The 24,342-nt window shown below is 71.1% G+C and carries 20 protein-coding genes and 4 pseudogenes; 18 read left to right on the forward strand and 6 right to left on the reverse strand.

The annotated features are described in order from the left end of the window. The first annotated feature begins 310 nt into the window (after nucleotides 1–310). The 5 genes from ACFWB8_RS31525 to ACFWB8_RS31545 are packed head-to-tail and all read left to right on the forward strand — an operon-like array spanning nucleotide 311 to nucleotide 6,174. Nucleotides 311–1,636 (forward strand): ABC transporter substrate-binding protein, encoded by a 1,326-nt coding sequence (locus tag ACFWB8_RS31525; RefSeq protein ID WP_385234768.1) that lies wholly within the window; start codon nucleotides 311–313, stop codon nucleotides 1,634–1,636. Beyond that, entirely contained in the window at nucleotides 1,633–2,556 is a 924-nt protein-coding gene (locus ACFWB8_RS31530) for a carbohydrate ABC transporter permease (protein WP_385234771.1), read from the forward strand. The genes ACFWB8_RS31525 and ACFWB8_RS31530 overlap by 4 nt, the downstream gene beginning before the upstream one ends. After that, the gene (locus tag ACFWB8_RS31535; protein WP_385234774.1) at nucleotides 2,553–3,380 is read left to right on the forward strand and encodes a carbohydrate ABC transporter permease; all 828 of its coding nucleotides are present in this window, start codon (nucleotides 2,553–2,555) and stop codon (nucleotides 3,378–3,380) included. Before ACFWB8_RS31530 ends, ACFWB8_RS31535 begins: the two co-directional genes overlap by 4 nt. Before the next feature lie 2 nt (nucleotides 3,381–3,382). Beyond that, nucleotides 3,383–5,164 carry a glycoside hydrolase family 36 protein gene (locus ACFWB8_RS31540; RefSeq protein ID WP_385234777.1) on the forward strand — a complete coding sequence of 594 codons (1,782 nt, stop codon included), beginning with the start codon at nucleotides 3,383–3,385 and terminating at the stop codon, nucleotides 5,162–5,164. Next, entirely contained in the window at nucleotides 5,161–6,174 is a 1,014-nt protein-coding gene (locus ACFWB8_RS31545) for a LacI family DNA-binding transcriptional regulator (RefSeq protein WP_385234780.1), read from the forward strand. The genes ACFWB8_RS31540 and ACFWB8_RS31545 overlap by 4 nt, the downstream gene beginning before the upstream one ends. A gap of 20 nt (nucleotides 6,175–6,194) precedes the next feature. Here ACFWB8_RS31545 and ACFWB8_RS31550 read toward each other — a convergent pair whose 3' ends face one another. Beyond that, the gene (locus tag ACFWB8_RS31550; protein ID WP_385234783.1) at nucleotides 6,195–7,004 is read right to left on the reverse strand and encodes a DeoR/GlpR family DNA-binding transcription regulator; all 810 of its coding nucleotides are present in this window, start codon (nucleotides 7,002–7,004) and stop codon (nucleotides 6,195–6,197) included. Between the two features lie 129 nt (nucleotides 7,005–7,133). Between ACFWB8_RS31550 and galT the strand changes: the two genes are divergently transcribed. Together galT and galK are read left to right on the forward strand one after the other, a co-directional pair. Further along, nucleotides 7,134–8,183 carry a galactose-1-phosphate uridylyltransferase gene (galT, locus tag ACFWB8_RS31555; protein WP_385234786.1) on the forward strand — a complete coding sequence of 350 codons (1,050 nt, stop codon included), beginning with the start codon at nucleotides 7,134–7,136 and terminating at the stop codon, nucleotides 8,181–8,183. Further along, complete coding sequence (galK, locus tag ACFWB8_RS31560) at nucleotides 8,180–9,379, forward strand: galactokinase (RefSeq protein ID WP_385234791.1); 1,200 nt, start codon at nucleotides 8,180–8,182, stop codon at nucleotides 9,377–9,379. Before galT ends, galK begins: the two co-directional genes overlap by 4 nt. Nucleotides 9,380–9,768: 389 nt before the next feature. Here the strand turns inward: galK and ACFWB8_RS31565 are convergent, their stop codons facing one another. Beyond that, nucleotides 9,769–10,521, reverse strand: coding sequence for an N-acetyltransferase (locus ACFWB8_RS31565; protein WP_385234794.1), 753 nt, complete (start codon nucleotides 10,519–10,521; stop codon nucleotides 9,769–9,771). A 95-nt stretch (nucleotides 10,522–10,616) separates the two neighbouring features. Continuing rightward, nucleotides 10,617–10,784: a hypothetical protein gene (locus tag ACFWB8_RS31570; RefSeq protein ID WP_385234797.1), complete on the reverse strand. Its 168-nt coding sequence runs from the start codon at nucleotides 10,782–10,784 to the stop codon at nucleotides 10,617–10,619. A gap of 1,282 nt (nucleotides 10,785–12,066) precedes the next feature. Here ACFWB8_RS31570 and ACFWB8_RS31575 point away from each other — a divergent pair. The 3 genes and pseudogenes from ACFWB8_RS31575 (at nucleotide 12,067) to ACFWB8_RS31585 (ending at nucleotide 15,130) form a co-directional block, all read left to right on the forward strand. Beyond that, nucleotides 12,067–12,645: an RNA polymerase sigma factor gene (locus ACFWB8_RS31575; RefSeq protein WP_385234800.1), complete on the forward strand. Its 579-nt coding sequence runs from the start codon at nucleotides 12,067–12,069 to the stop codon at nucleotides 12,643–12,645. An 863-nt stretch (nucleotides 12,646–13,508) separates the two neighbouring features. After that, nucleotides 13,509–14,282, forward strand: a pseudogene (locus ACFWB8_RS31580) (IclR family transcriptional regulator); the annotation flags it as partial. 362 nt (nucleotides 14,283–14,644) lie between these two features. Then, the gene (locus ACFWB8_RS31585) at nucleotides 14,645–15,130 is read left to right on the forward strand and encodes a GNAT family N-acetyltransferase (protein ID WP_385234803.1); all 486 of its coding nucleotides are present in this window, start codon (nucleotides 14,645–14,647) and stop codon (nucleotides 15,128–15,130) included. Here the strand turns inward: ACFWB8_RS31585 and ACFWB8_RS31590 are convergent. Continuing rightward, nucleotides 15,131–15,742, reverse strand: a pseudogene (locus tag ACFWB8_RS31590) (helix-turn-helix transcriptional regulator); the annotation flags it as partial. Nucleotides 15,743–15,757: 15 nt separating this feature from the next. On the opposite strand from ACFWB8_RS31590, the gene ACFWB8_RS31595 reads away from it, so the two are divergent. The 4 genes from ACFWB8_RS31595 to ACFWB8_RS31610 all read left to right on the forward strand — a co-directional run bounded on the left by ACFWB8_RS31595 (nucleotide 15,758) and on the right by ACFWB8_RS31610 (nucleotide 20,096). Further along, nucleotides 15,758–16,198, forward strand: coding sequence for a hypothetical protein (locus tag ACFWB8_RS31595; protein WP_385234806.1), 441 nt, complete (start codon nucleotides 15,758–15,760; stop codon nucleotides 16,196–16,198). 305 nt (nucleotides 16,199–16,503) lie between these two features. After that, complete coding sequence (locus tag ACFWB8_RS31600) at nucleotides 16,504–16,713, forward strand: hypothetical protein (protein ID WP_385234809.1); 210 nt, start codon at nucleotides 16,504–16,506, stop codon at nucleotides 16,711–16,713. 4 nt (nucleotides 16,714–16,717) lie between these two features. Next, a complete protein-coding gene (locus tag ACFWB8_RS31605; RefSeq protein ID WP_385234812.1) occupies nucleotides 16,718–18,844 on the forward strand; it encodes a SpoIIE family protein phosphatase in 2,127 nt (708 codons plus the stop codon). A gap of 496 nt (nucleotides 18,845–19,340) precedes the next feature. Next, the gene (locus ACFWB8_RS31610; RefSeq protein WP_385234815.1) at nucleotides 19,341–20,096 is read left to right on the forward strand and encodes a hypothetical protein; all 756 of its coding nucleotides are present in this window, start codon (nucleotides 19,341–19,343) and stop codon (nucleotides 20,094–20,096) included. A 168-nt stretch (nucleotides 20,097–20,264) separates the two neighbouring features. Here ACFWB8_RS31610 and ACFWB8_RS31615 read toward each other — a convergent pair whose 3' ends face one another. After that, nucleotides 20,265–21,161: a hypothetical protein gene (locus tag ACFWB8_RS31615; RefSeq protein WP_385234818.1), complete on the reverse strand. Its 897-nt coding sequence runs from the start codon at nucleotides 21,159–21,161 to the stop codon at nucleotides 20,265–20,267. Between the two features lie 394 nt (nucleotides 21,162–21,555). On the opposite strand from ACFWB8_RS31615, the gene ACFWB8_RS31620 reads away from it, so the two are divergent. From ACFWB8_RS31620 to ACFWB8_RS31630, 3 genes and pseudogenes are all read left to right on the forward strand, one after another. Then, nucleotides 21,556–22,092 (forward strand): hypothetical protein, encoded by a 537-nt coding sequence (locus ACFWB8_RS31620; RefSeq protein WP_385234821.1) that lies wholly within the window; start codon nucleotides 21,556–21,558, stop codon nucleotides 22,090–22,092. Nucleotides 22,093–22,647: 555 nt separating this feature from the next. Continuing rightward, nucleotides 22,648–22,950: pseudogene (locus ACFWB8_RS31625) on the forward strand (response regulator transcription factor); the annotation flags it as partial. A 91-nt stretch (nucleotides 22,951–23,041) separates the two neighbouring features. Beyond that, nucleotides 23,042–23,173 (forward strand): hypothetical protein, encoded by a 132-nt coding sequence (locus ACFWB8_RS31630; protein WP_385234824.1) that lies wholly within the window; start codon nucleotides 23,042–23,044, stop codon nucleotides 23,171–23,173. On the opposite strand, the gene ACFWB8_RS31635 is transcribed toward ACFWB8_RS31630, so the two are convergent. Then, the gene (locus ACFWB8_RS31635; protein WP_385234827.1) at nucleotides 23,158–24,006 is read right to left on the reverse strand and encodes a helix-turn-helix transcriptional regulator; all 849 of its coding nucleotides are present in this window, start codon (nucleotides 24,004–24,006) and stop codon (nucleotides 23,158–23,160) included. The two genes, ACFWB8_RS31630 and ACFWB8_RS31635, sit on opposite strands and share 16 nt — an antisense overlap. A 138-nt stretch (nucleotides 24,007–24,144) precedes the next feature. On the opposite strand from ACFWB8_RS31635, the pseudogene ACFWB8_RS31640 reads away from it, so the two are divergent. Further along, nucleotides 24,145–24,261 (forward strand): annotated as a pseudogene (locus ACFWB8_RS31640) (NAD(P)H-dependent oxidoreductase); the annotation flags it as partial. Between the last annotated feature and the right edge of the window lie 81 nt (nucleotides 24,262–24,342).

The raw sequence follows: 24,342 nt of genomic DNA on the forward strand, positions 1-24,342 counted from the left end.
CCGAGGACGAGGGGGGTGAGGGGGGCGAGGAGGGAGAGGGCGGACAGGAGCGACACACGGGAACGCGTCATCGGGTTCTCCCGGGGTTGTGAGGGGGGCGACATGCCTTGGGTGAGCTGGGCGCGCGGCACGCTAGCAATCAGAGCTGAAGGTTTGCAATGCTCCCGACAGAATCCACATGCCGGATAGAACTGAAAGTTTTCATCTGACTCTTGCAAGTCAGGAGCTGACGTTGTTACAGTCCCGGCCAGTCGGCTACCGCAACAGTGCGAGCAGGGGTGGGTCAGTCATGGAGCTGGAACGAAGAAGAGTGCTGCAGATCGCTAGCGCGATCGCCGCGGGAGCCGGGCTCGGCGGCCTGACGGCGTGCTCCGGCACGGGCGACACGGGCCAAGGCGGAAGCGCCGGCGAAAAGAACAAGGGCAAGATCTCGGTCTGGTCCTGGCAGGGACCGGCCGTCCAGATGAAGGCCCTCCTCCCGGAGTTCAACAAGAAGTACCCGGAGATCGAGGTGACGATCGAGGACATCGGCAACCCGGCGATTTGGGACAAGATCACCACCGGCCTGGCGGCCGGCGGCCAGGGCCTCGCCGACGTCCTGCACATCGGCATCGACTACCTGCCCGGCTACGTGGAGAAGTTCCCCGGCGGCCTCGCCGACCTCGGCCCGCTGGGTGCGAACGCCCACCGGGATGCCTTCGCCCAGGGCATGTGGCACACCGTGTCCCCCGACGGCAAGCGCGTCAACGCCCTCCCCTGGGAGGCGAACTCGGCGGGCTTCTACTACCGGGCCGACCTCTTCGAGAAGGCCGGGGTCGACGCCGGCGCCCTCCAGACCTGGGACGAGACCATCGAGGCCGGCAAGGAGATCAAGCAGAAGACCGGCGCGTACCTGCTGGGCATCGACAAGCCCGCCTCCCAGGCCGACGCCGCCAACTTCTTCCAGATGCTCCTGCAACTGCAGGGCACCTTCTACTTCAACGCCGCCGGGGACATCACGCTCGACTCCCCGGAGGCCGTGAAGGCCATGACCCTCATCAAGACGATGAACGACGCCGGCCTCGTCAGCGACCTCTCCGGTGGCTGGAACACCCTGATGAGCTCCCTGAAGCAGGGGACCAACGCCGTCGTGCCCATGCCGACCTGGTTCGGTGGCGTCGTCGAGGAGCAGGTCCCCGATCAGGCGGGGAAGTGGAAGGTCCGGCTTCCGCCGGCCGTGCGCCGCGGCGGCGCCACCGCGACCACGGTCAACTCCACACACCTCGCCGTCGCGGGCAGCAGCAAACACCAGGCTGCCGCCTGGTCCTTCATCGAGTTCGTCCTCACCCGCCCGGCGTCCCAGGTGCAGATCTACCGGGGCAAGGGCATCGCCCCCGCCCTGATGAAGGCCTACGACGACGCTGTCTTCCACGAGCCGTCGGCCTTCTTCAGCGGCCAGAAGAGGGGTGAGGTCTTCCTGGAGGCCCTCAAGGCCCCCTCGCCCGCCTTCAACTACACCGCCGACTACGCCCGTGCCCTCAAGATGGTCACCGACGCCCAGTCCAAGGTGTTGCTGACGGGCGCCGACCCGGCGAAGGTCCTCAAGGAGGCCGCCGATCAGCTCGGCCGGCAGACCGGACGCAAGGTCTCCCGATGACCGCGGCGCTCACCAGCCGCACGGCCGCGGCCGTTCCCCCCAAGGGGACGGCCGCGCGGTCCCGGCCCCGCCGACGCGTCGCCCCGTACCTCTTCGTGCTGCCCGCGCTCCTCCTCTTCGCCACCTTCAAGATCTACCCCATCGGCCGGTCGTTCGTGATCAGCCTCCACAAGTCCGTCGGAGGGACCGAGCAGTTCGTCGGAGCCGACAACTACACCAGGCTGCTGGGCGATTCGCTGTTCTGGACCGCCCTGAAGAACACCGCGGTGATCCTCGTCGTCCAGGTGCCGGTCATGCTGGCCCTGGCCACCGGGCTCGCCGTGGCCCTGAACTCCAGGCTGCTGCGCGGCCGCGCGGTCTTCCGGCTGGGCTTCTTCCTGCCGATGGTCACCGGCCTGGTCGCCTACGGGGTCATCTTCTCCGTCCTGCTCAACAAGGACTTCGGGCTGGTCAACTGGCTGATGGAGCTCGTCGGCCTGGACGCCGTGCCCTGGCTGACCGACCCCCTGTGGGCGAAGGTCTCCCTCGGTCTCGCACTGACCTGGCACTACACCGGATACAACGCGGTGATCCTGCTCGCCCGCCTGCAGGCCGTGCCCGGCGAGCTGTACGACGCGGCGGCCGTGGACGGGGCCGGGGCCTGGACGTCCTTCCGGCACGTCACCCTGCCGGGCCTGCGCCCCGCGCTGCTGCTCACCACGGTGCTCTCCACCATCGGCACCCTGCAGGTCTTCGACGAGCCGTACGTGCTCACCGGCGGTGGCCCGGACAACGCCACTCTGACCATCGGCGTGTACCTGTACCAGAACGCCTTCAAGTACTTCGACTTCGGATACGCCTCCGCCATCGCCTACGCCCTGGCCGTCCTCATCGGGATCCTCGGCGTGATCCAGTTCCGCCTCCTGGGGGAGAAGACGTGACCGCCCGCCACCGCGGCAGGAGCATCCTGCTGACCTCCGGACTCGCCATCGCCCTCGCCGCCGTCGTGCTGCCCTTCTACTGGGTCGTGGTCGCGGCCACCCACAGCTCCCATGAGATCTTCGACAATCCGCCGCCGTTGCTGCCCGGCGGCCACCTGGCGGCCAACCTGCAAACGCTGCAGGAGACAGCGCAGTTCGGGCGGGTGCTCCTCAACTCCCTGTTCATCGCGATCGTCTACACGCTGTGCGCGGGAGCCATCTGCACCCTGGCCGGATACGGCTTCGCCAAGTACCGCTTCCGCGGCCGCGAAGCACTGTTCGGGCTGCTCATGCTCGGGCTCGTGATCCCCGCACAGGTCACCCTCGTACCGCTCTTCCAGATGATGGCCGAACTGCGGTGGCTGAACACGTACCAGGCCGTGATCATGCCCAACCTGGCCCTGCCCTTCGGCATCTTCCTGATGCGCCAGGCGATGGCCGCGCTCCCCGACGAACTCCTCGACTCGGGACGCATCGACGGCTGCGGTGAACTACGGCTGTTCTGGAAGGTGGTGCTCCCACCCATGAGGCCCGCGCTGGCCGCCCTGACGATCTTCCTCTTCCTCTACCAGTGGAACGACTTCATCTGGCCGCTGATCGTCCTGCGCGACAGCGCCTCGTTCACCATCCCCGTGGCCCTGGCCTCCCTCCAGGGCCTCGACGACACCGACTACGGCGCGATCCTCGCCGGAACCGCGGCCGCAGCCATCCCGATGGCCATCGTATTCCTGACGCTTCAGCGCCAGTTCGTGTCCGGCCTGCTCGCCGGCGCCGTGAAGGAGTGACCGTGCAGACCACCATCCCGGCGGACGACACCGAGGCCGTGACCACCGCGGGGCTGGCGCCCGCTTTCGACGAGCCGCTGCTCGACGGGGTCTCGCTCGCCGTCCTCGCCCACGCCCCGGGCGTCCACCCCGCCTGGTCCCTCGGGGAACTCGCAGGCGGACTGCGCGTGCTGGAAGTACGGGCAGACGGCGCCCCCGTCGAGGTCCGCTTCTCCGTGCCGCTCGGCGACGCCGCCGGATACTGGCACCCCCAGGGTGCCTGGCAGCGTACCCTCCTCGCGGACTGGGAGGGCCGCTCCCGGGTCTCGCTGGTCGACGGGCACGCCGCCGGTTGCCTGTACGACCACACCGGCGCCACCCTGCTGACCTTCGCCGCGGCCGACCCGGTCCCGGAGGTGACCCTGCGCTTCGGCGTGTCCGAGGAGAACGACACCCACGTCGTCCACCTCCGCCTGCCTGCCTCACGGCAGCCCCACCGGATCCTGCTCGTCCCCCGGTCACCGTCCGTGGCCGTGGCCGCGCGGGCACTGCGTGCCTGGTTCGGCGCCGCGATCACCCCCATGCCGGTACCCGAGGGCGCCCGCACCCCCGTCTATTCCACCTGGTACGCCTTCAACCAGGACGTCAGCGCCGCCGCCGTCGAGACCCAGGCCGAACTGGCCGCCGGCCTCGGCTGCGGCGCTCTGATCCTGGACGACGGCTGGCAGGAACTGGGCCACGGGCGCGGATACGCGGGCTGCGGCGACTGGCGGCCCGACCCGGTCAAGTTCCCGGACTTCGCGGGGCACGTGGCCCGGGTCCGGGCCCACGGGCTGAGCTACCTGGCCTGGGTGGCGCCGCTGCTGCTCGGCTCCCGAGCCGCCTGCCACGACCAGTGGGCACACTGCGCGCCCGCCGCCTCCACCGTGCCCGGCGCGCACGTGCTCGACCCGCGCCGTCCCGAGGTACGCGCGCATGTCGTCGGGCTGTGCGTCCGGCTGGTCCGGGCGTACGGACTCGACGGGCTCAAGCTCGACTTCCTCGACCAGGCCATGGTGTACGCGAACGACGGCGCGGGAGACGTCGGACGGGCCATGGTGGAGCTGCTCACGGAGCTGCGCGCTGCCCTGGAATCCGTACGCCCCGGCCTGCTGCTGGAACTGCGCCAGCCCTACACGGGACCCGGCATGGCTCCGTTCGGCAACATGCTCCGCTCCTTCGACTGCCCGGCGGACGCCACCGCGAACCGGGTCCGCACCCTGGACACCGCGCTCCTCGCCGTCGGCGGCGCCGTCCATTCCGACATGCTCCTGTGGTCGGCCGACGCGCCCGTGGCCGCGGTGGCCCGGCAGCTGATCGGGGCCCTGCACGCGGTGCCGCAGATCTCCGTACGGCTGGACCGCGTACCGGCGGAGCACCGGGAGGCAGTTGGCTTCTGGCTGGGGCAGTGGCGGCTGCACCGCGAGCTGCTGCTGGACGGGGAGGTCGAGCCGGGCCGGCCCGACGAGCTGTACCCGCTGGTGCGGGCGAGCGCCGAAGAGGACTGCCTGCTGAGCGTGCACGGCGACCGGGTCGTTCCGCTGGACTTCTCCGCGTACCGGCGCTTCCACCTGGTCAACGGCTCGGACCGGGACCGGCTGATGGTCGAGGTGCAGGGTGGCGGGGGCCGGATCCAAGGCGTGATTCACGGGCCCGACGGCCGTATCATGGACGGTCCGCCTACGTATCTGCCGGAGGGGCCGCACTCGCTGGCCGTGCCGCGCGGAGGTCTGGCATCGCTCACGATCACGGAAGGACCGCGATGAAGGTCGGGATCACCGAGGTCGCAGCTCTCGCCCAGGTCAGCGAGGCGACCGTCAGCCGGGTGATCAACCGACGCCAGGGCGTGTCGAAGAAGACCCGGGACGCCGTCGAACAGGCCATGGCGGAGCTCGGCTACGAACGACAGACGCAGGGCCAACTGGTGGCCGTGATCACCGAGTTCGTGTCCAACCCGTTCTTCGCCGATGTGGCCGAGCGCATCGAGTCGGCCCTTGCCCCGCACGGACTGAAGACGGTCCTGTGCCCCGCCTTCCCCGGCGGAGTGCAGGAGCGGGACTTCATTTCCGCGCTCGTCGACAAGGGTGTCGCGGCCGTCGTCTTCCTCTCCGCGTCCAACACCGTCGAGGGCGCCGACACCGAGACGTACGAACTGCTGCGCCAGCGCCGGGTCCCGTACGTCGGGGTCAACGGCGAGTTCGCGGACGGGGTGCCCACCCCGGTCTTCTCCACGGACGACGCGCTCGCCGCCGAGTTGGCCGTCGACCACCTCCACCGGCTGGGCCACCGCAGGATCGGGATGGCCTCGGGGCCGGCCGGCAACCAGCCCGCCGACCGCCGGGTGAGGGGCTTCCTGGAGTCCATGGCCAAGCGGGGCATCGAGGACCCCGAGCGCTGGGTGGTACGGCAGTCGTACACGGTGGAGGGCGGCCAGGCCGCCGTCGGCCCGCTCCTCGCCCTGGGTGCCACCGCGATCGTCGCGGCCAGTGACTACATGGCCCTCGGCGCGATCCGGGGCGTCCGTCGCCAGGGCCGCTCGGTGCCCGGTGACGTGTCGGTGGTGGGCTACGACGGTGCGGCCATCACCGAGTTCACGGATCCGCCCCTGACCACGGTGCGCCAGCCGGCCGACCGGCTGGCGCTGGAGGTGGGCCGCAGCGTGCTGGCGCTGGTCAGCAACCGCGACGTACCGACGGGGGAGCTGTTGTTCGACCCCGAACTGGTCATCCGGGCGACGACCGGCCCGGCTCCCGGGGGAGCCGGGCCCGGAGCCTGATCAGGCTGCCCGCCCCGGGCTCAGTGCTCCTCGCCGGCGACGAGGAGTTCGCCCACCGCGTCCCTGAGGGCGGCGCGGGCGGGGGCGGGCATCCTGGCGTCGGTCACGAACCAGTCGGCCTGATCGAGTGCGGCGAAGCCGCTGAGCCCCACCACTCCCCACTTGGTGTGGTCGGCCACGACGGCGACCCGCCGCGCCGAGGCGACCAGTGCCCGGTTGGTCTGGGCCTCCATGAGGTTGGGGGTGGTCAGCCCGGCCTCCGGGGCCACCCCGTGCGCGCCGAGGACGAGCAGGTCCACGTGGATGGAGGCGATCGCGAGGTCGGCGAGCGGGCCGACCAGCGCCGCCGAAGGGGTGGGGGACCCGCCGGTGAGGAGCAGAGTGGGGGCGCCGGCCCCCGGATCCCGGCCGGCGGCCCGTACCAGTTCCGCCACCGGGAGGGAGTTCGTGACGATCGTGAGCCGCGGGACGCCGAGGAGACGGGCGGCGACCGCGTGCGCGGTGGTACCGCCCGAGATCGCGACCACGCTGCCGGGTTCCACCAGGGGCGCGGCCGTGTCCGCGATGGCGGCCTTGGCGTCCCCCTCAAGATCGGACTTCGCGTCGAACCCGGGCTCGTGCCCGCTGGCCCCGGCCGGGGCGACGGCCCCGCCGTAGACCTTCTCCACGGCGCCGCGCCGGGCGAGGGCGTCCAGGTCCCGGCGGATGGTCATGTCCGAGACGCCGAGCTGAGCGACCAGGTCCGCCACGCGTACCGCGCCGTCGCGCCGGACCGCGTCCAGGATGATCGCGCGTCGCTGGTGGGCCAGTTGGGCAGCCTGCTCGGCCACGGGTCACTCTCCCGGGTATCGGCGAATCCGGTCGGAAAGCAGCAAGATAGCACGGCCATGTTGTTGAATTCTGAGGAAAATCGGGCCTTGATCTGGCGGATCGTGTTTGAAGTTGTTTATTCTTGGTGGGTGAAGAAGACACTCGCGAAACTCGCGGACGGCCGTGAACTGATCTACTTCGACAGCGACGAGAACGCCGTGCGCGACGCGCCGGACCTGCGCCCGCTGGACCGCGTACGCAGCCGGCCGGAACTGCGGCGGGACGAGGCGACCGGCGACTGGATCACCATCGCCTCCCACCGGCAGGACCGCACCTACCGGCCGCCCGTCGGCGCCTGCCCGCTCTGCCCCTCCAGGGACGGCCGGCTCAGTGAAATCCCCGCCGACGACTACGAGGTGGCCGTCTTCGAGAACCGCTTCCCCTCGCTCGCCGGCACGGCCGGACGCTGCGAGGTCGTGTGCTTCACCCCGGAGCACGAGGCCCGGTTCGCCGACCTCACCCCGGCCGCGGCCCGTCTGGTCCTCGACGCGTGGACCGACCGCACCGCGGAGCTCTCCGCGCTCGCCGGCGTGGAGCAGGTGTACTGCTTCGAGAACCGCGGGGCCGAGATCGGCGTGACGCTCGCCCACCCGCACGGCCAGATCTACGCCTTCCCCCACGCCACCCCGCGCACCGCCAAGATGACCGCCGCCGCGGCCGCCCACCGCGCCGCCACCGGACGCAACCTCTTCGAGGACCTGCTGGCGGACGCCCGTGCCGCCACCGAGCGGGTGGTGACGGCCGGGGAACACTGGACCGCCTTCGTGCCCTACGCCGCCCGCTGGCCGTACGAGGTGCACCTCTACCCGCACCGCCGCGTCCCCGACCTGACCTGCCTCACCGAGGCGGAGCGGGCTGAGTTCCCGGGCATCTACCTCGACCTGCTGCGCCGCTTCGACCGGCTGTTCCCCCTGGCCGGGGAGCCGGAGCGCGCGGCCCCCGCGCCGTACATCTCGGCCTGGCACCAGGCGCCCCGTACCCAGGGCGCGGAACTGGCCCTGCACCTGGAGCTGTTCACGGTCCGCCGGACCCCGGACAAGCTCAAGTTCCTCGCGGGGACGGAGTCAGGGATGGAAGCCTTCATGAACGACGTGTCCCCCGAGGCGGCCGCGCGGCAACTGCGGGAGGCCCGGCCGTGAACCAGACGCTCGAATGGGACGAGGACAGCCGGGCCGAGCGGGTCGCGGACACCTTCCGAGGGCTCTTCGGCGGCTCCCCGGACGGAGTGTGGGCGGCGCCGGGCCGGGTCAACCTGATCGGCGAACACACCGACTACAACGACGGGTTCGCCCTGCCGATGGCCCTCCCGCACACCACCCTGCTCGCCGCCCGCGCCCGTACGGACGGGCAGCTGCGGCTGCACAGCGCGCAGGGCGACGGCCGGATCACCGAACTGGCGGTGGCCGCGCTGGACCCCGACGCCGTGACGGGCTGGGCCGCCTACCCGGCGGGCGTGGTCTGGGCACTCGCCGAGGCGGGACACGCGGTCGGGGGCGCCGACCTCCACTTCGACAGCACGGTGCCCACCGGCGCGGGCCTCTCCTCGTCCGCCGCGCTGGAATGCGCGGTCGCCGTCGCGTACGACGAGCTGTACGGACTGCGCCTGCCCGGGCCCGAACTGGCCCGGATCGCGCAGCGCGCGGAGAACGCCTTCGCCGGCGTCCCCTGCGGAATCATGGACCAGATGGCCTCCGTCTGCTGCACCGCCGAGGCCGCCCTCCATCTCGACGCCCGCAGCCCGGAGCACCACCGGCAGGTGCCCTTCGACCTCCAGGGACAGGGGCTTCGACTGCTGGTGATCGACACCCGGGTCTCCCACGACCTCGGCGACGGGGCGTACGCCGCCCTGCGCGCGGGCTGCGAACGCGCGGCCGCCCTGCTCGGTTTGCCCGCGCTGCGCGATCTGCCTCCCGGGGAACTGGCGGGGGCCCTGCGGATCCTGCCGGCGGAACTCGCGCCCCTGGTCCGCCACGTGGTGACCGAGAACGCGCGGGTCGCCGAGGCGGTCTCCCGCCTGCGGGAGGGCGATCTCGCGGCCCTCGGCCCGATCCTCACCGCCGGCCACGCTTCGCTCCGCGACGACTACCGCGTCTCCTGCCCGGAGACCGACCTCGCCGTGACCGCCGCGCTGGGCGCCGGGGCGCTCGGAGCCCGGATGACGGGCGGCGGATTCGGAGGTTCCGTCATCGCTCTGGTGGAAGCCGGACGCGAGGACGCGGTGGGCGCATCCGTCACGACCGCCTTCGACGCCGCCGGCCACCGCCCCCCGCGCATCCTCTGCGTCACCCCGGCCGCGGGCGCCCACCGCCTCGCGCCCCCACCCGGGACGCGGTAGTCGGGGGAGCGGCACAAAAGTACGTCCCGAAGGCCGTTCAGCCCAGCTGAACGGCCACCAGGCAGGTGTCGTCCTCGTGATCCTCGGGTGTGTACGCGGCCATGACGCGGTCCAAGGCCTCCGGCGCGCTGAGCCGATCGTGCCGGCCTGGAGGACGTCCGCCATCTCCGCCCCGGCGCCGGACGCGCTGCCCGTCCGGCTGCGGAATCCCCGCACTGCGAGACGTACGAGCGACTTGTTCATCTCGTGAGGGGGTTGGCGAGCATACCGGTGGGAGGCGGACCCCTCCGGCAACTCCCGCAGGCGCGCGAAGTTGCCGGTGAACTTCGCCCGGATCGTCTGCACCGACCTCGACGGCCGGGAACCGGGACGCATGGCCCCGAAAAGGTCTACAAGACGTGCCGGACCCAGACGTTGGGTTCGACGTAGACCGCGTGGTCGTGCGCGGTGTCGCAGTGCACGGGTGCCAACGCCCCCGGCACCTCCACATCGCCGTCCTGGTCGAAAGACAGGCCGGTCCAGGACCGCCACTGGTCGAGCGAGCCGCTGAAGGTCATCGACGCCGGGGCAATCCTCTCGATCACCCCTCCCGCCTTGACGTGGACCCGCAGCCACGGATCGGCCGGCAGGCCGTCCGCCCCGACCCGTCGGGCGTACTCCGCCATGGGCACACGCGGGTGCAGATGTTTGGCGTTGGGACGCACCGGCGCGAGCAGCGCGCGGTGCCCCTGACGGGCGACGGCCTCACGCATCGCGTCCAACATCCTGTAGGAGAGGCCGCGGCCCAGGTAATCCTGGTCGATGGTGATCTCCAGCGCGCTGGCGACGGTCGTGGGGCTGCCGAGGACCCGGTCGCGGAACGCCCAGGCGAGCACCCGGTCCCAGCCTTGGCCTGGCGTCTCCTCACGCCCTTCGAGTTCCGCGTTGAAGGGCACGCTCAGCCCCCGCGCGACCACGCGCTCCCCGTCGGTTGCCACCACGCAATACTCAGGAAACTCGTGCACCACGCGACCCAGAAGTGCACTGCCGACCAGGTCGTGCCCCGTGAAGATCGGCCAGGTGTCGGCAATCTCGTACACCCTGGAGGCGAGGGACGGTCGGTCGGCGAGCGAGCTTACGGAGATACTGTCGATCTTGTCCACGCCCGGGACCCTGTCATATTTGCGCAGGTTGGCCAAGTGATGGGCGGCACCCAGCTGAGCAGTCCAGGGGGGCCGCAGTCAGGCGGCCGGCCCTGTCAGTGGGTGAACAGCGGTGACACGGCGGCTTCGGAGCTGCTGTTCCAGTACGTCACGCGGGCCTCGTCGTCCAGGTGCACGCCGCCCTTCGGCATCTCCAGGAGCACACCCTCGCCCGTGTTGTGGTCGGGGCTCTGACCGTGCGGCGCGAGCGCCATGTTCTTCACGAGGATGCGCCCTCGGCCTCGCCCGGCCGGCCCGGCGCGGAAGAGGACGCGGAGACGGAAGGCGATGCGGAAGGGGCAGTGGAGGACTTCGGCGGCGGGGTGGCGCCGGCTTTGCCGTCGCTCGGCTCGCAGGCCGTGGCGGCCAGGAGCGCGGCGACGGCGAGGCCAAGGGCGGCGAGCGTGCGGGCGTGGCTGCTGACGTGCCGGGATCGGTCGGTCCGGACAGGATGCCCGCCTGTCTTGAGGGCGGGCTTGCCCGGCCCGCGCCGTCGCCGTCGCCGTCGGCCGATCCGGGAGCACGACCCGGGGCGTGACTACCTCGTCGCCTCCAACGGCGCCGGTACGCGGTGGGAAGACCTTCCGGTCGAGCGCCGCCCCGAGAAGCGGCCCGCGTGGCCGCTGCGGTCGCCACGATGCACGCACTCGGGCTGGTCCACCGAGACCTGAAACTGTCCACCCTGCGGATCGGACCCGAGGTCCTGCGCCTGATCGACCTCGAACTGGCCACCCCGGCAGGGGTGGACCGGCCCGTGGCCGCCGGCACACACGCCTGCGTGCCCCAGGAGGGGCATCCGGCTGGGTGCGGTCGACCCGTCCTACGATGTGTACGCCTTGGGATCGTGCGTGACGCACGCGGCCCCGGGCTACTGCCCCTCGCGGCTTCCCGAGCCGGGGAGGCGGGCCGTTAGACCGGCCTGCCGCGGCGGCACGGCCTGCGGGCAGCGGCCGCCCTGGTCGTGGCGTGCCCGCGGGCCGCTCGGTGTTCCGGGCGCGGTCCTGTTCGCTTCACGGGCAACCTGCCGGCGAAAGCAGCGTCAGCAGTGCCCGCGGCCGGGGCGAGGTAGTCCGTAAGGCGGCCATGTGTGGGGGCGTGCGCGGGTGTGCAGGGGCGTGAAGCGAAGCGAATGCGACCTTTCCGGAAGATTTTTGGGGACCGGCGTGCACGATCGGGCGTGTTTTCCGATGGGGTGGTGCCTGGGAGCACTTGACGCTCTGCGGCTGCCGGACCGGGGGCAAGGCAGGCCGGTTCCGTTCACTTCACCGGAAGGTTTCGCATCCACGTGAATGTTGTTGAGATGGTCGCCCTCGTCCTGATAGTCGCCACCGTGGTCAGTGTTGTCGCCTGTGACGTGATCGGGGTGGTGCGGCGCCTGCTGGGCGCGGGGTTTCGGGTGGGGGCGGCTGAGCTTTCGGCCGGCCGACTCCGTGCCGTCCGCGTACCCCGCCACCGTGGGGTATCGGCCGCTTGTGCGGGTGGCGATGAACAGCCGTGGGGGAGTGCGTGAGCGAAGGCGATTTCGACCCGTCGGGGGACAAGGCGGTCTCCAGCGTGCTGGCTGGTGTCCTGCCGGTGGAGTTCACCGCGTTCCATTCTCAGCAGCACCGCGCCTATCTGCGCTATGCGCACCTTCAGTTGGGTTCGCGTGAGGATGCTGAGGACGTTGTCGATGACGTGTTCACCTTCCTGTTGAAGGTGTGGCGTCAGGCTTTGAAGGAGGCGAGCCTCCACGGCTTCGCGTGGGCGGTGTTGCGTGAGCATGTCGAGCGGCGGCTGGCGGTCTTGGGCAGGCCGAGGGCCATGGTGGAGACAGCCTGGTTCGCTGCGTTACGTCGCTCTTCCAGAAAGCGGATGGAGTTGCTGGAGTCCAAACTCGGCCTGTACGCGGCGATCGCGGGTCTGTCCGAGCGGCATTACGACGTGGTGCTGCTGGCGTTCCTGCTGGGCTACGACTACGACACGGTCGCTCGGATGATGGGGATCTCCCCGGCCACGGTCCGATCGCACATCCGAGGAGCACGTCGAACCCTGTCCCAGAAACTCGGGGTGGCCTGGGCGCCTGGAGAGGAGAAGAACCAGTGAGCGACGTGACTCGCGACCGCGACGGCGTGATGTGGAAGGAGTTGGACGCGGCACTGGAGGAGGCGCAGGTGCTGGTCGAGGAGTACGCCGACTACGACGAGGGCGCGGCCCGGCGCCGGATCACCCGCCGGATCGCCGCCGACCGTGCCCGCTCGGCGACCGGGATCACCGTCGGCGGCGCCACGCCTCCGGTGGGGCCGGTGGCCTCGGACGACCTCGTACTGGATGCCGCCTGCCATGTGCGGGCGGCGCGGGGCCTGGACGACCTGGCCTGGTCCCTGGTGGAAAGCAGGGCCTTCGCCGAGCTCGCCCTGGATGCCGACTCATGGCCCCACGGGGTGAACTCGGCGCTGCTGTTCGCCTGCCTCCTGCACCTGTCCGATCGGATGGAAGGCGCACAGTTCTGGCTCCAGTACGCGGCCGGGGCAGGCTCGCAGACCGCGGCCCACTGCCTGTACCTCCACCACCTCGCTCGCGCCGAAGTCGCCACGGCCCGCCACTGGAGGCGCCAGGCCAAGACACTGTCCCCGGATGAACACCTGCCGCCCCTGCCGCAGATCCCGGCAGACCTCGAGGCAGCACTCGGCGCGTCGGTCATCTGGACGTCCCCGCCCATCACCACCCAGGACCTCACCGTCCTCACCGCCGGCCCGGGGCGGGCGGGGCGGCCCCCGTACCGGCTGCCCGCACGGCTGCAACGCGCCGTTACGGCGTGGCTCTGGTCCGAGGATCCGGACTTAGGGGAGATCCCGCTCCCGGGACCGCAGATCGCGGTGGCCATCGCGCAGCACGCACGCCTCAACCCACTGCACCTGACGGACCAGGCGAGCGTATGGACACTTGACGCACTGAAACAGCCACAGCTGACACACGCCGCCCCCACCTCTCCCGAACGACGCCCAGCACCGGCCGCGCTGGAATCCGTCCACCAGGCGCTGCGGGTCCTCGAGGCCATCAACCGCTACTCGGGCGGCGTGAGCCTGACGCAGATCGCCCGCGAAACCCAGCTGCCCCAACTGATCCTGGCCCGGACGATGGAACAGCTGATCCGGGCGAACCTGGCCACCCCCATCGGCCCCGACGCGTATCTCGCCGGCACGGCCCTGCTGCTGACCGAATCAGTCGACGGGGACGGGGACGGGCGCGGGCGTCTGCGGGAGACCCTCGCCTGGGTCCGGGACGCGGTCGGCGCCGCCGTGTACGTCGCCCGCTATGCCGACGGCGAGGTTTCCATCAGCCAGTACGCCGATGGCCCTACCGCACCGGTGGTGGAGGAGTGGGTGGACTTCCGTGCCGCCGCGCACGCCTCCGCGGTTGGCAAGGCCTTGCTGACACAGCTCGACTACGACGGCCGAAAGGACCACCTGTCTCGCCACAAACCCGTCCGGTTCACCTCCCGCACCATCACGAGCCAGCAGGCCCTCTTCGAGCAACTCGACACACGACAGGCGAATGCCCCGCTGCTCGACATGCAGGAGTACGCGCTGGGGACGGTGTGTGCGGCGGTCCCGATCACCGCAGGCCCGAACCCTGAGTGCGTGGCCCTGTCCATTCCCGCCACCGATCCGCGCCGCCTGAGGCAGGCCGCCCGGATCCTGCAAAGCGAAGCCGCCGCGGTCCTGCTCGCCCTCATCGTCTCCGGCAGCGCCCACAGCGCACGACGAAGGGAAGAGGAGACCGAGGACAGCGCAGCACAACCAGTTTGGACACCGCAGGCCGGCGCCGGTGAACCAGGGAGCAGCATCCTGACCTCAACCGCATGACCACCACTCGGCGGTGACGGCTTCTGTCGCACTGCGGAGATCGCCACGAGAAGGACGGGCCCACCGCTTACAAGGCGGTAGGCCCGCCCGCTACTCACACCTGCTGCGCCGGCATGACCGTGCTCTCCCTCGCTTGCGTGGGTGGTGGTCGACGTCATCGACGGCCTTGCCGCCGACTCCGAGCACCGGGTGAGCCGCGCTCGTTCCGTGCCCGCGTGGGCGCTCGGTGGGGCGCGTTGAGCAGCCGCGCAGTCGGGCAGGACCACATCGGTGCCTGTCAGCTGTTCCGACGTGACGACAGCCCGGAGAACGGGCGCGAGATCGGTTACTGGCTGCACCCGGCAGCCACCGGCTGCGGCGTGGCCACCCGGGCCGCGCGCGCCCTGGTCGACCAGGCCTTCCGCCTCCCTGGCGTCGACTACGTCGAGGTCGTCCACGACCCTGCCAACCGCGCCAGCGGTGCCGTCCCGGCCCGACTCGGCTTCACCGAACATCTTCGCCGCCCCGCCGAGCGGGTCGCCCCGGCCGCGACCGGAGAGGAGCAGGTCTGGCGGCTGTCCATTCATCAGGCGACCGGTCATGCGGTGGCGCGGTCGCTGTCCGGCGCGGCGGGCTCTTCGGGCCCGGGTGCTCCGGTAGGCCGGCGCTCCGTGCCGGCTTCCGCCGAACCGGGTACGTCCCGGCGAGGATGGGCGGGCACCGCGGTCTGTGGGCCGGGCTGATCAGGCGGCTGGCTGCAGTCGGACACAGCACCGTCCGGGGGCGGGCGCCAGGCATGCCTCGAATGCTTCCTGGTCCAGGCCGCTGAGGACGCCGCGCAGCAGGTGGAGGTTCATGCCGCACACCGTCTGGGTGTGCTCGCGAGCCAGCGCGTGGAAGGGACAGTTGGCCAGAACGATGGCGTCATCCTCGTGGCGGGGCTCGAAGCCGTAGCGCTCGAGCAGGCCGATGATGTCCGTCTCGTTCTGCTCGGCCAGTTGCGTGCCGAGTTCTTCGGCCTTGCGGTGCAGCACCTGGCGCACGGGCTCACCTGTCGCGTCGGATTCCTCCACGGCTTGGGCGAGCAGCCGTCCGGCGAGCTCGTAGCGGCGGTCCGGCAGGCTGATGGCGACCTGCTTCGCCGAGCGGCGGTAGAGCTTGGCCGGCCTTCCCGCGCCCGGTCCGGAGCGTCCGCTGCGGCGCTCGTAGACGACGTCGAGCAGCGATTCGTTCGCCAGTCGGTCCAGATGGAACGCGGCGGTCTGCCGGGCCAGCCCGAGGGCTGCCGCCGCCTCGTCCCGGCTGACGGGGCCCGGCTGACGCGCGACGTGGTCGTACAGCCTCCTGCGGGTCGGCTAGAAGGAGGGGCCATGTCCTCCGTGATCCCCAGCACCACCACTTCCGCCGCCCCGCGGCGGGCGCTGCTCACCGACCCCGGCTACCAGGCGTTCGTGATCCTGCGTACCGGCTTTACGGTGGCGCCGATCGTGTTCGGGCTGGACAAGTTCGCCAACCTGCTCGTGGACTGGCCCACCTACCTCGCGCCGTGGATCGACAACCTGGTTCCCGGAAGCGCTCAGGCGGCGATGTACGCGGTGGGTGCGGTCGAGATCGTGGCCGGCCTGGCCGTGGCGCTGGCTCCGCGTTTCGGGGCCTGGCTGGTGGCCGGCTGGTTGGCAGGCATCATCATCAACCTGCTGACCATCCCGGGCTACTACGACGTCGCCCTGCGTGACTTCGGACTGCTCCTCGGCGCCGTCGCGCTCGCACGGCTCGCCCAGCGTTACCACAGCAAGCGGAATCGGCCGTGAAGAGACGTGGAGGGCACTGAACCCTCCGTGGCCGGGGTGCCGTCACCGTATGGCGGGCCTATGGTCGCCGTATGGGTGACGGCCTGTGTGATCGGTGCGACGCCCGGACGCCGAAGCACGCGGCGGCGGCCGGCCGGCGGTATTGCCGGGCCGCGCACCGGCGGGCGGCCAGGCGCGCACGGCGCGGATGGCGACCGCTGAGGGCCGCCGCCAGCGCGGGCCTGATGCCTCAGGTCCAGGCCCTGCAGAGGCAGACCCGGCACACACCCGCGCCCGTCCTCGTCCGGGCTGGCCGACGCGCTGCGGTGGCATCTCTGCCGGAGCTGCCGGAGCTGCCGGTGCGGTCGGAGCTGCTGCAGCTGCTGCAGCTGCCGGTGCGGTCGGCGGTGGTGGCTGACCGCGAGGACGGTGCCGGCCGGGCACAGACCGGTGCCGGCCTGGGCATCAGCGCGGAGGCGGCCCGCAGCCGCTTCGGACGCATGCACTCCCCGCCAACCGTTGCCCAAGGGCGGTGAGGGCATGCAGCCGCCAACCGCCTCCCCAGCAGGACCCGGCCCGGAGCCGCTCGACGCCGCCGTAGCCGAGGTGGTCCGGGTCACCGAGGCTTCCGTGGCTCTGGTCTACCTGCTTCCGCCCGGGGAGCGGGTCCTGCACCTGGCGGTTGTGTCGGGAGCCCCCGGGCAGATCACCGCGCCGTGGGCGCGGATCGACCTCGGCGCATCGATCCCGGTCACGGACGCCATACGAGAGGGGCGCCTGGTGTGGTTGCGCGGCCGGGAGGAGGTCGCGCAACGCTATCCCCGGCTCGGGCTCGTGCTGCCCTACGACTTCATGCTCGCCGCCGCCCCGATCATGAACGGAACCACCGCGTCGGGCGGCCTCGTGCTGCTCTGGCCCATCTGGCGCCCGCCCGAACTGAGCCCGGGCGAACTCGCGGCGGTTGACGCCTTCTGCCGCACGGCGGGCGGCCTGCTGCGGCAGGCCGCCGACAGCGGGCCTTCGGCGCTGGCGGTGGACACGCCCCGGGTGCTGCCCCCGCCCAGCTCCCGCGCCCTCGGACGGGACGAGGCGCTGGCCGTGGTCAACTTCGCCGAGCGCCTGCCGGTGGGCTGCTGCGCCATGGACCTGGACGGCCGCATCACATACATCAACTCCGCCGCGACCGACCTCGTCGGGGCCGACGCCGCGGTCCTTCGGGGTGCCCGGCCCTGGGAGGTGCTGCGGTGGATGCGTGATCCCGTCTTCGAAGAGAATTACCGGGCGGCGGTGGTCAGCCGCCAGCCCACGTCCTTCACCGCGCTGCGTCCACCGGCCAAGTGGCTGACCTTCCAGCTGTACCCCGACGCTTCCGGCATCAGCGTCCACATCACCCCGACAGCCGCCCCCGAGACGCCGGACGTACACCGGCATCCGCCGCCGTCCGCGGAGCTGGCCGGCGTGACCTCCCTCTACCATCTGATGCACCTGGCTGCCGCCCTCACCGAGGCCGTCGGCGTGAAAGAGGTCGTCGATCTCGTCGCGGACCAGATCGTGCCCGCCTTCGGCCCCCAGGCCTTGGCCCTGCTGACAGCAGAAGAAGGCCGGCTCCGCATCATCGGCTACCGCGGATACACCGCCGAGCTGATGGACCGTTTCGATGCCCAGTCGCTGACCGCCCCCACGCCGACGGCCCGGGTCCTGAGCACCGGTGTGCCCAGCTTCTTCCCGAGCTTCGCGGACCTGATGCGCGCGTTCCCCTCGGCCGTCCACGAGGACGACATGGCCTCCTGGGCCTTCCTGCCGCTGATCGCCTCCGACCGTGTCGTCGGCTCCCTCGTCCTCGCCTACGACCAGCCCCACCCCTTCACCCCGGCCGAACGCGCCGTGCTGACCTCACTGGCGGGCCTCGTCGCCCAGGCACTGGACCGCGCCCGCCTCTACGACACCAAGCACGAGCTCGCCCACACCCTGCAATCGGTCCTGCTCCCGCACACCCTTCCCCACGTCCAGGGCCTGGACGTGGCCGCCCGTTACCTCCCCGCCGGGCGCGGCATGGACATCGGAGGCGACTTCTACGACCTCATCCGCCGCGATGACACCACGGTCGCCGTCGCGATCGGCGACGTCCAGGGCCACAGCATCACCGCGGCCGCCCTCATGGGCCAGGTCCGCACCGCCGTCCACGCCCACGCCACCGCCGGCACACCACCCGGCGAAGTCCTCGCCCGCACCAACCGTCTCCTGGTCGACCTCGACCCGGGGCTGTTCACCAGCTGCCTGATCGCCTACATCGACCTCGCACGGCACCGCGCGCAGCTCGCCACCGCCGGACACCCTCCGCCGATCCTGCGCCACACCGACGGATTCACCGAAGTCCTCCACGTGACCCCCGGCCTGTTGCTGGGCATCGACGCCGATGCCAGCTATCCGACCACCGAAATCCCTCTGCCTCCCGGCAGCATGCTCGCCCTGTACACCGATGGACTCGTCGAAATCCCCGGCCTCGACATCGGCGAGACCACAGCCGACCTCGCCCGCCAGCTCGCACACCTCGAAGGCCGGACGATGGACGATGTCGCTGACGCGCTCGTCGAATACGCCACGGCATCCGCGCCGCGTCACGACGACATCGCCCTCCTCCTCATCCAGGCATCTCTCAAAGAGTGAGGCCGCGCAGGGGGATTCCTCATGCCTGCCCCGGCAGCCAGCACCGCGATGCCCGTCGCCCACGGCTGATGGAGTTCGGATGCTGAGGAGGCCTCCCGCGCACCGCTCCGCACGGGTTCGGACCGGCCCCGCGGTGGACAGGACCTAGGATGCCTGGGTTCGACCGGGCAGGACATCGGGGGTGCGTGGCATGAGCGGCTACGGCAGTGGTGGGTACGGCAACGGAGGCCATGGCAGCGGCGGGTACGGGGACCCGGCGGGTGGTGGCGCCGCGAACCCGCCGCCGGGGCGCCCTTACGCTCCACCGGTCCCCCCGCAGGGATACCCGTACGCCCGGCCCGGTCCGCCGCCGGGGTATCCGTACGCCCAGCCCGGTCCACCACCGGGGTATCCGTACGCCCAGCCCGGTCCACCACCGGGGTATCCGTACGCCCAGCCCGGTCCACCACCGGGATACCCGTACGCTCCGCCCTACGCGCCGGTTCCGCCTCCGCGCGTGGAGCCGTCGCGGGCCCGGAAGATCCTGCGCGGCCTCTACAACCCCCTGTACGCCGCCCAGCGGACCTTCCGTCCCTCACGCCCCGGGATCGTCGACGACCGTGAGGTCCGCAAGCTCCAGTTGTGGCGGACCGGGCTGGGACTCGTCGCCTGGGTGGGCCTGATGGTCACCTACAACGCCGTCGCGAGCGCCGCCGACGTCGAGGGCGTGGCGAGCGAACGCCTCGACCAGAGCTGGTCCAGCGTCCTGGTACTCGTCTGTACCTTCCCCGTGGTGGTCGGCGCCTTCGTGGCAGCCGCGCGGGACGGGCTGCGCCGGGTGTACCTGCGTCGGGCCCTGCGCCCGCTCGGGTCGGTGTTGGCCATCATGGTGTCCATGGGCACCGCCGCCCTCGCGATGGCACCGGAGTTGGCGGGTCTGCGGGACGCCGTGGGGCTCCCCGGGAAGATCGTCATCGTCGTGATGTGCTTCTGGTCGATCGGCTTCGCCCTCTACGGCATCGGACTGTCGCTGGTGCACGTCTTCCGCACCGCCGACATCCACGAAGTCCTGCCGCCCGTCCTCGCCGGCGTGCTGGTGTGGGAGATGGCGCTCCTGGACGTGATCACCGGGGCCTACGGCCAGGTCCCGACGGGTGCCCGTGTGGTCTTCATCCTCGGCGCCCCCGTCACGGTGACGGCCCTGTCCTGTTGGGAGTTGTACCGGCTGCGGCGCCACCACGGACTCACGCTCCGTACGGCTCTGCGACGCTGACACCTCTCACCGGCCGCGGAGCGAGGCCCTGAGCGGTACGGATACGAGCGGCATGCGGCGGCACGTGGTCGTTCACTGGCCGGATCGGCGGCATCACCCGCCGATCCGGCCAGAGAGGGCGGTTGAGCATCCTCACCTCGTCGCGCAGCGGATCTCCCCGCGGATGCCTCAGTCCTCGGCGATACCGGCGTGGCCGAGTCCGTCGTCCAGGGTGATGCGGATGGTTTCCCCGGGGCCGGTTGCGCCGGCGAGCCCGGCCGCGATCCGGTTGTAGGCGGTGGTGGCCAGAGCCCAGTCGGCTTCCAGGACGGTGGCGGTGGTGCGGGTGTTCCAGAGCTCGATCAGGACGGCGATGAGCGAACGCCCCGAGAGAGCGGCCTGGATGCGGCCTTCCTTGACGTCCTCCACGGCGGGCGGGGTGCGGAAGTGACCGTGGTCGACGGCGAGGGAGGAGAGGAACTCCCAGGTGTCGCGGTGCAGGACCAGCTCGGCCGAGGCGACGCCGGCCGCCTTCAGCAGCAGGACCCCGTGCGCGACCTTCGGGTCCTCGGGCTGGAGTTCGGCCGTCTGCCCGGAGGCAGAGGGCCCGGGCACGGGCCTGGTGGCCGTGCCGCGGTAGGCGGCCTCGATGGCGTTCTTCAGACCGGCCTCCGCCCCCTCGTCCCCGGTCGCCTTCCGCAGATCCTGGCCTTCGGTGTGCTCCATGTTCTCCCCCTGGTCTTCACGGTCGAGCGCTGTCTGCCGCGTGGACGGTTCGGTGATGTCCGCCTCGCCGTCCTGGCCCGCACTGGCCACTGCCCCGGCCTCGGGCGGCAACTGCTGCTGCGGGACGGCAGCCGTTGCTGTGACTGTGGCGAGGCCGCGCAGGATGCCGGCGAGCTCGCGCAACTGCCGTAACTCCTCCCGTACTTCCTCCCGGCCCTCTTGCAGGTCGGTGATCATCCCGTCCTGACGGCGGCGCAGCTCCCGGTTCTCGTCGCGCAGCGCGGTGACACCGTTGTGGACGACCTCCTGGATCTCCGTGCGGGCCTGCGCGAGTTCGCCGTGCAACGCGGACAGACCCACCGTCGGATCATCCAGGCGTTCCAACTGCTCGCGTGCTTCCCTCAGTTCTCGCAGCGCCTCATCGAACGCCCGTTTCCACCGCACGTGACTCCTTGACTACGTTCAGTTGCTGGACCGCTCGTATCTCCCCATGAGCAGCTCAGCCGACACGGCGCTTTCCGGCCCTTCCCTGGCTGATCGACGGGCTGATAGGCGGCGACTGCGGGCCCTGCTACCTGGTCGCACCTGGAGCTGACCCGCCACACCTCTCGAACTCGTGGACCTACCGCATTCGGCCAGCGCATCTCATTGCCGCCAATCCCCGGCGATCTGGCCACAGCGCCCCTGGCCTCCGGCTACACAAGAGGCCAGGGGCTGCCGTCCCCCCGTCTCACGGGCCATCCAGGAGGAACTTGTGTCATCGCCCTGCGACCCCCAGCATGCTCCCGTCGGCGATGTGGGCGCAGCGCTCATGATGATCGACTCTCGGCTCAAGGGCATCCACGACGGCAGGACCGGGACTGATCCGGAACAGCAGGCGCTCGTCGCCCAGTTCACCGCGTCGCTGGGCCCGAAGGGAGCCAATGACGTGTTGAACGGGGCGTGCACGCTCATCTTCATGTTCATGACGTGGCTACGGAAGGCTCATGAGGAACACGACAAGGACGTCATCGAGTACGTGGTGCCCAACCTCGTGGCCACGCTGCGCAGGATGCCCAAGAGCGTTCGCCCCGAGGCCATCCCCACCATGGCCGGCCTGGTCATCGCTGCGGGCACCGGGCTGAGCCCCAACCTGTGGCGCAAGCAGTACGGAGACTGGACAGAGGAGGAGATGAATCCCCTGGAAGCCACCGCCTTCCTGCTCGCGGAGCACATCAACCGCATCACCGACGACCCCGACTTCGCCAGCCGTCTGATCACCGAAGCCCTGTCCCGTTCGGACGAAGGCTGATCTGCCGCATTCTTGGCGAGAGCCCCATCGCGCGGGCCGGTCAGCGTTGGTTCGCTTCCAGAGTGTCCTTGGCCACGAGATCGTCGTCGGTCCAGCAGAGCCGGTAGAGGTCGACTTCGCCGAACAGGTCGAGGCCGGAGCGGGTAGAACGCGCAGTCGGTGCCCGGCGGCCGGGGTGCGGAACGGGCGTGGTCGGGCGGATTCGGAAACGCGCGGGCCGGGAGCAGACGGGTGAGCTCGGTGCGGGACCGCCCCGGTTCCAGCTCGTCGAACCGGGACGGTGACAGCACGCCGGTCGTCAGCTGCCAGGCCAGGTAGACGGCGGCCGGGACGAAGAACGCTGCTGCGGCGACCGGCGCCGCGAAGGCGGCGGCGGCGCGGCGGCGCGCGGCCCGCCGTATCTCGGCGAGCCGTGCGGAGGACTCCGGGGCGGCGCCGAGACGCGTGCCGCTGCCGGTGGCCGCTGCTCGTGTCGTGGGGCCGGCCGGCGCCTGGTGCGGGAGGACCGCGGTGACACGGAAGCCGCCCTGGTGCGGGCCGGTCCGCAGGGTACCGGTCGGCGCCGGCGGGGCCTACCTGTCTCCGCGTGTCGCCGGCCGGGTCATTGCCGGGATGCGCGCCCACCGGTCGACGCACCCCCACCGCTCCCTGAACCGGCTGACGGAGCGGAGGCGCGACGTACTGGCCGGGCTCGGCGCGGCCCTGTCCAACGCGGAGATCGCGAGCCGACTGCACCTCGTCGAGGGCACGGTGAAAGCGCACGTCAGCGCCGTGCTGGCGAAACTGGGCGCACGCAATCGGGTGGAGGCGGCCATCGCCGCGCACGAGGCCGGCCTGATCCCGGCACGCCGCGGCTGACACCGCAACCGCGTGCCGCGGCCTGGTGGGGAGGCCGGGACCTCTGACCGGGGGTTGGCCCCAGGCGCTGGAGTGCGCGTACGGGCATCGCATGAGGGAGGTGTACGCGGTCATGCCCGACGGCTACGTCCTGCCTCCCGACCCCGCCCCGCCGGGCTACGAACAGCAAGACGCGATCGCCGCCGCCTGTGCGTGGGTGTCGTCGAGTCACTCGCGGACCTGAGCGTTCACCGTGGGATGCGCGTCACCGCTGTCCGCGCCCAGGCCCGCGAGCAGGCGCAGCCCGTCCTCGGCGGGGCTGCCGGGGGCCGCGGACAGCACCAGCAGCTCCATGCCCGATGCGTCCGACAGCGCGAAGTTCTCCTGGTGCAGTTCCAGCAGTCCGACCAGCGGATGCCGGTACGCCTTGAGTCCATGTGTGCGGGCGCGCACGTCCGCGCGGGCCCAGAGGTGACGGAAGCGCTCGCTGCCCATCGCCAGCTCGCCGATGAGCGAGGCCAGGCGGGGGTCCTCGGGATATTGGCCGGCGGCCAGGCGCAGGTGCCCGACCACGTCGAGAGTGCACTTCTCCCAGTCCGCGTAAAGACCGTGCTCGGCCTCCTCCAGGAAGATGTGCCGGGCGATGTTCAGGCCCGGCATCGGTCGGCCGAAGAGGAGCCTGGCGAGGCGGTTCCCGGCGAGCGCGTCCAGACGGTGGTCCATGATCAGCGCGGGTGCGTCGGCGACCAGGTCGAGGACGCGCAGCAGCTCCGGCCGGACCCGCCCGCCCGGCGCCTTCGCACGGCGGCGCCGCTGCCGGGCGAGCCGGTAGAGGTGCCCCCGTTCGGTCTCGTCGAGGCCGAGGACGCGGGCGAGCGCGTCGAGGACCTGCTCGGAGGGCTGGGTCGCGCGGCCCTGCTCCAGGCGTACGTAGTAGTCGACGCTGACTCCGGACAGGTGCGCGACCTCTTCGCGGCGCAGCCCTTCGACCCGGCGGCGGCTGTCGGCGGGGATGCCGACGGCCGCCGGGTCGACCCGGGAACGCCGGGTCCGCAGGAAGCCCGCAAGATCGTCCATCCCCCCAGTATGGCCTCGGTGTTGCCCGCGAAGGTGGTCCTGCCAGTACCAGGAAGTCCCGTCCGATGGAAGAGGCGCCCCTGAAGGCCGGGCGCCGCGGTGCCCAGAATCGAAGGCATCCGATCCGAAGGAGTTCCCATGAAGACGCTGATCGTCTACGCCCACCCGGAGCCGAAGTCGCTCAACAGCTCGCTGAAGGACCTCGCGGTGTCCACATTGGAGAGCGCCGGGCACGAGGTACGGGTCATGTCCCTTGTGGTGGTGTAGCTGATCACTGGATGGTGCCAGGCAGGTTGGCGTTGGTGTCCGGATAGAGGCTGTCCATGCTTTCGATGG

Origin of the sequence: Streptomyces sp. NPDC060031, from assembly GCF_042736805.1 — a bacterium.
GTDB lineage: Bacteria > Actinomycetota > Actinomycetes > Streptomycetales > Streptomycetaceae > Streptomyces.

What these genes read in the sequence shown, in the direction of transcription:
- ACFWB8_RS31530 (WP_385234771.1), top strand. Translation starts at nt 1,633, where the DNA reads ATGACCGCGGCGCTCACCAGCCGCACGGCCGCGGCCGTTCCCCCCAAG.
- ACFWB8_RS31545 (WP_385234780.1), top strand. Translation starts at nt 5,161, where the DNA reads ATGAAGGTCGGGATCACCGAGGTCGCAGCTCTCGCCCAGGTCAGCGAG.
- ACFWB8_RS31595 (WP_385234806.1), top strand. Translation starts at nt 15,758, where the DNA reads ATGTCCTCCGTGATCCCCAGCACCACCACTTCCGCCGCCCCGCGGCGG.
- ACFWB8_RS31605 (WP_385234812.1), top strand. Translation starts at nt 16,718, where the DNA reads ATGCAGCCGCCAACCGCCTCCCCAGCAGGACCCGGCCCGGAGCCGCTC.
- ACFWB8_RS31630 (WP_385234824.1), top strand. Translation starts at nt 23,042, where the DNA reads ATGAGGGAGGTGTACGCGGTCATGCCCGACGGCTACGTCCTGCCTCCC.
- ACFWB8_RS31635 (WP_385234827.1), bottom strand. Translation starts at nt 24,006, where the DNA reads ATGGACGATCTTGCGGGCTTCCTGCGGACCCGGCGTTCCCGGGTCGAC.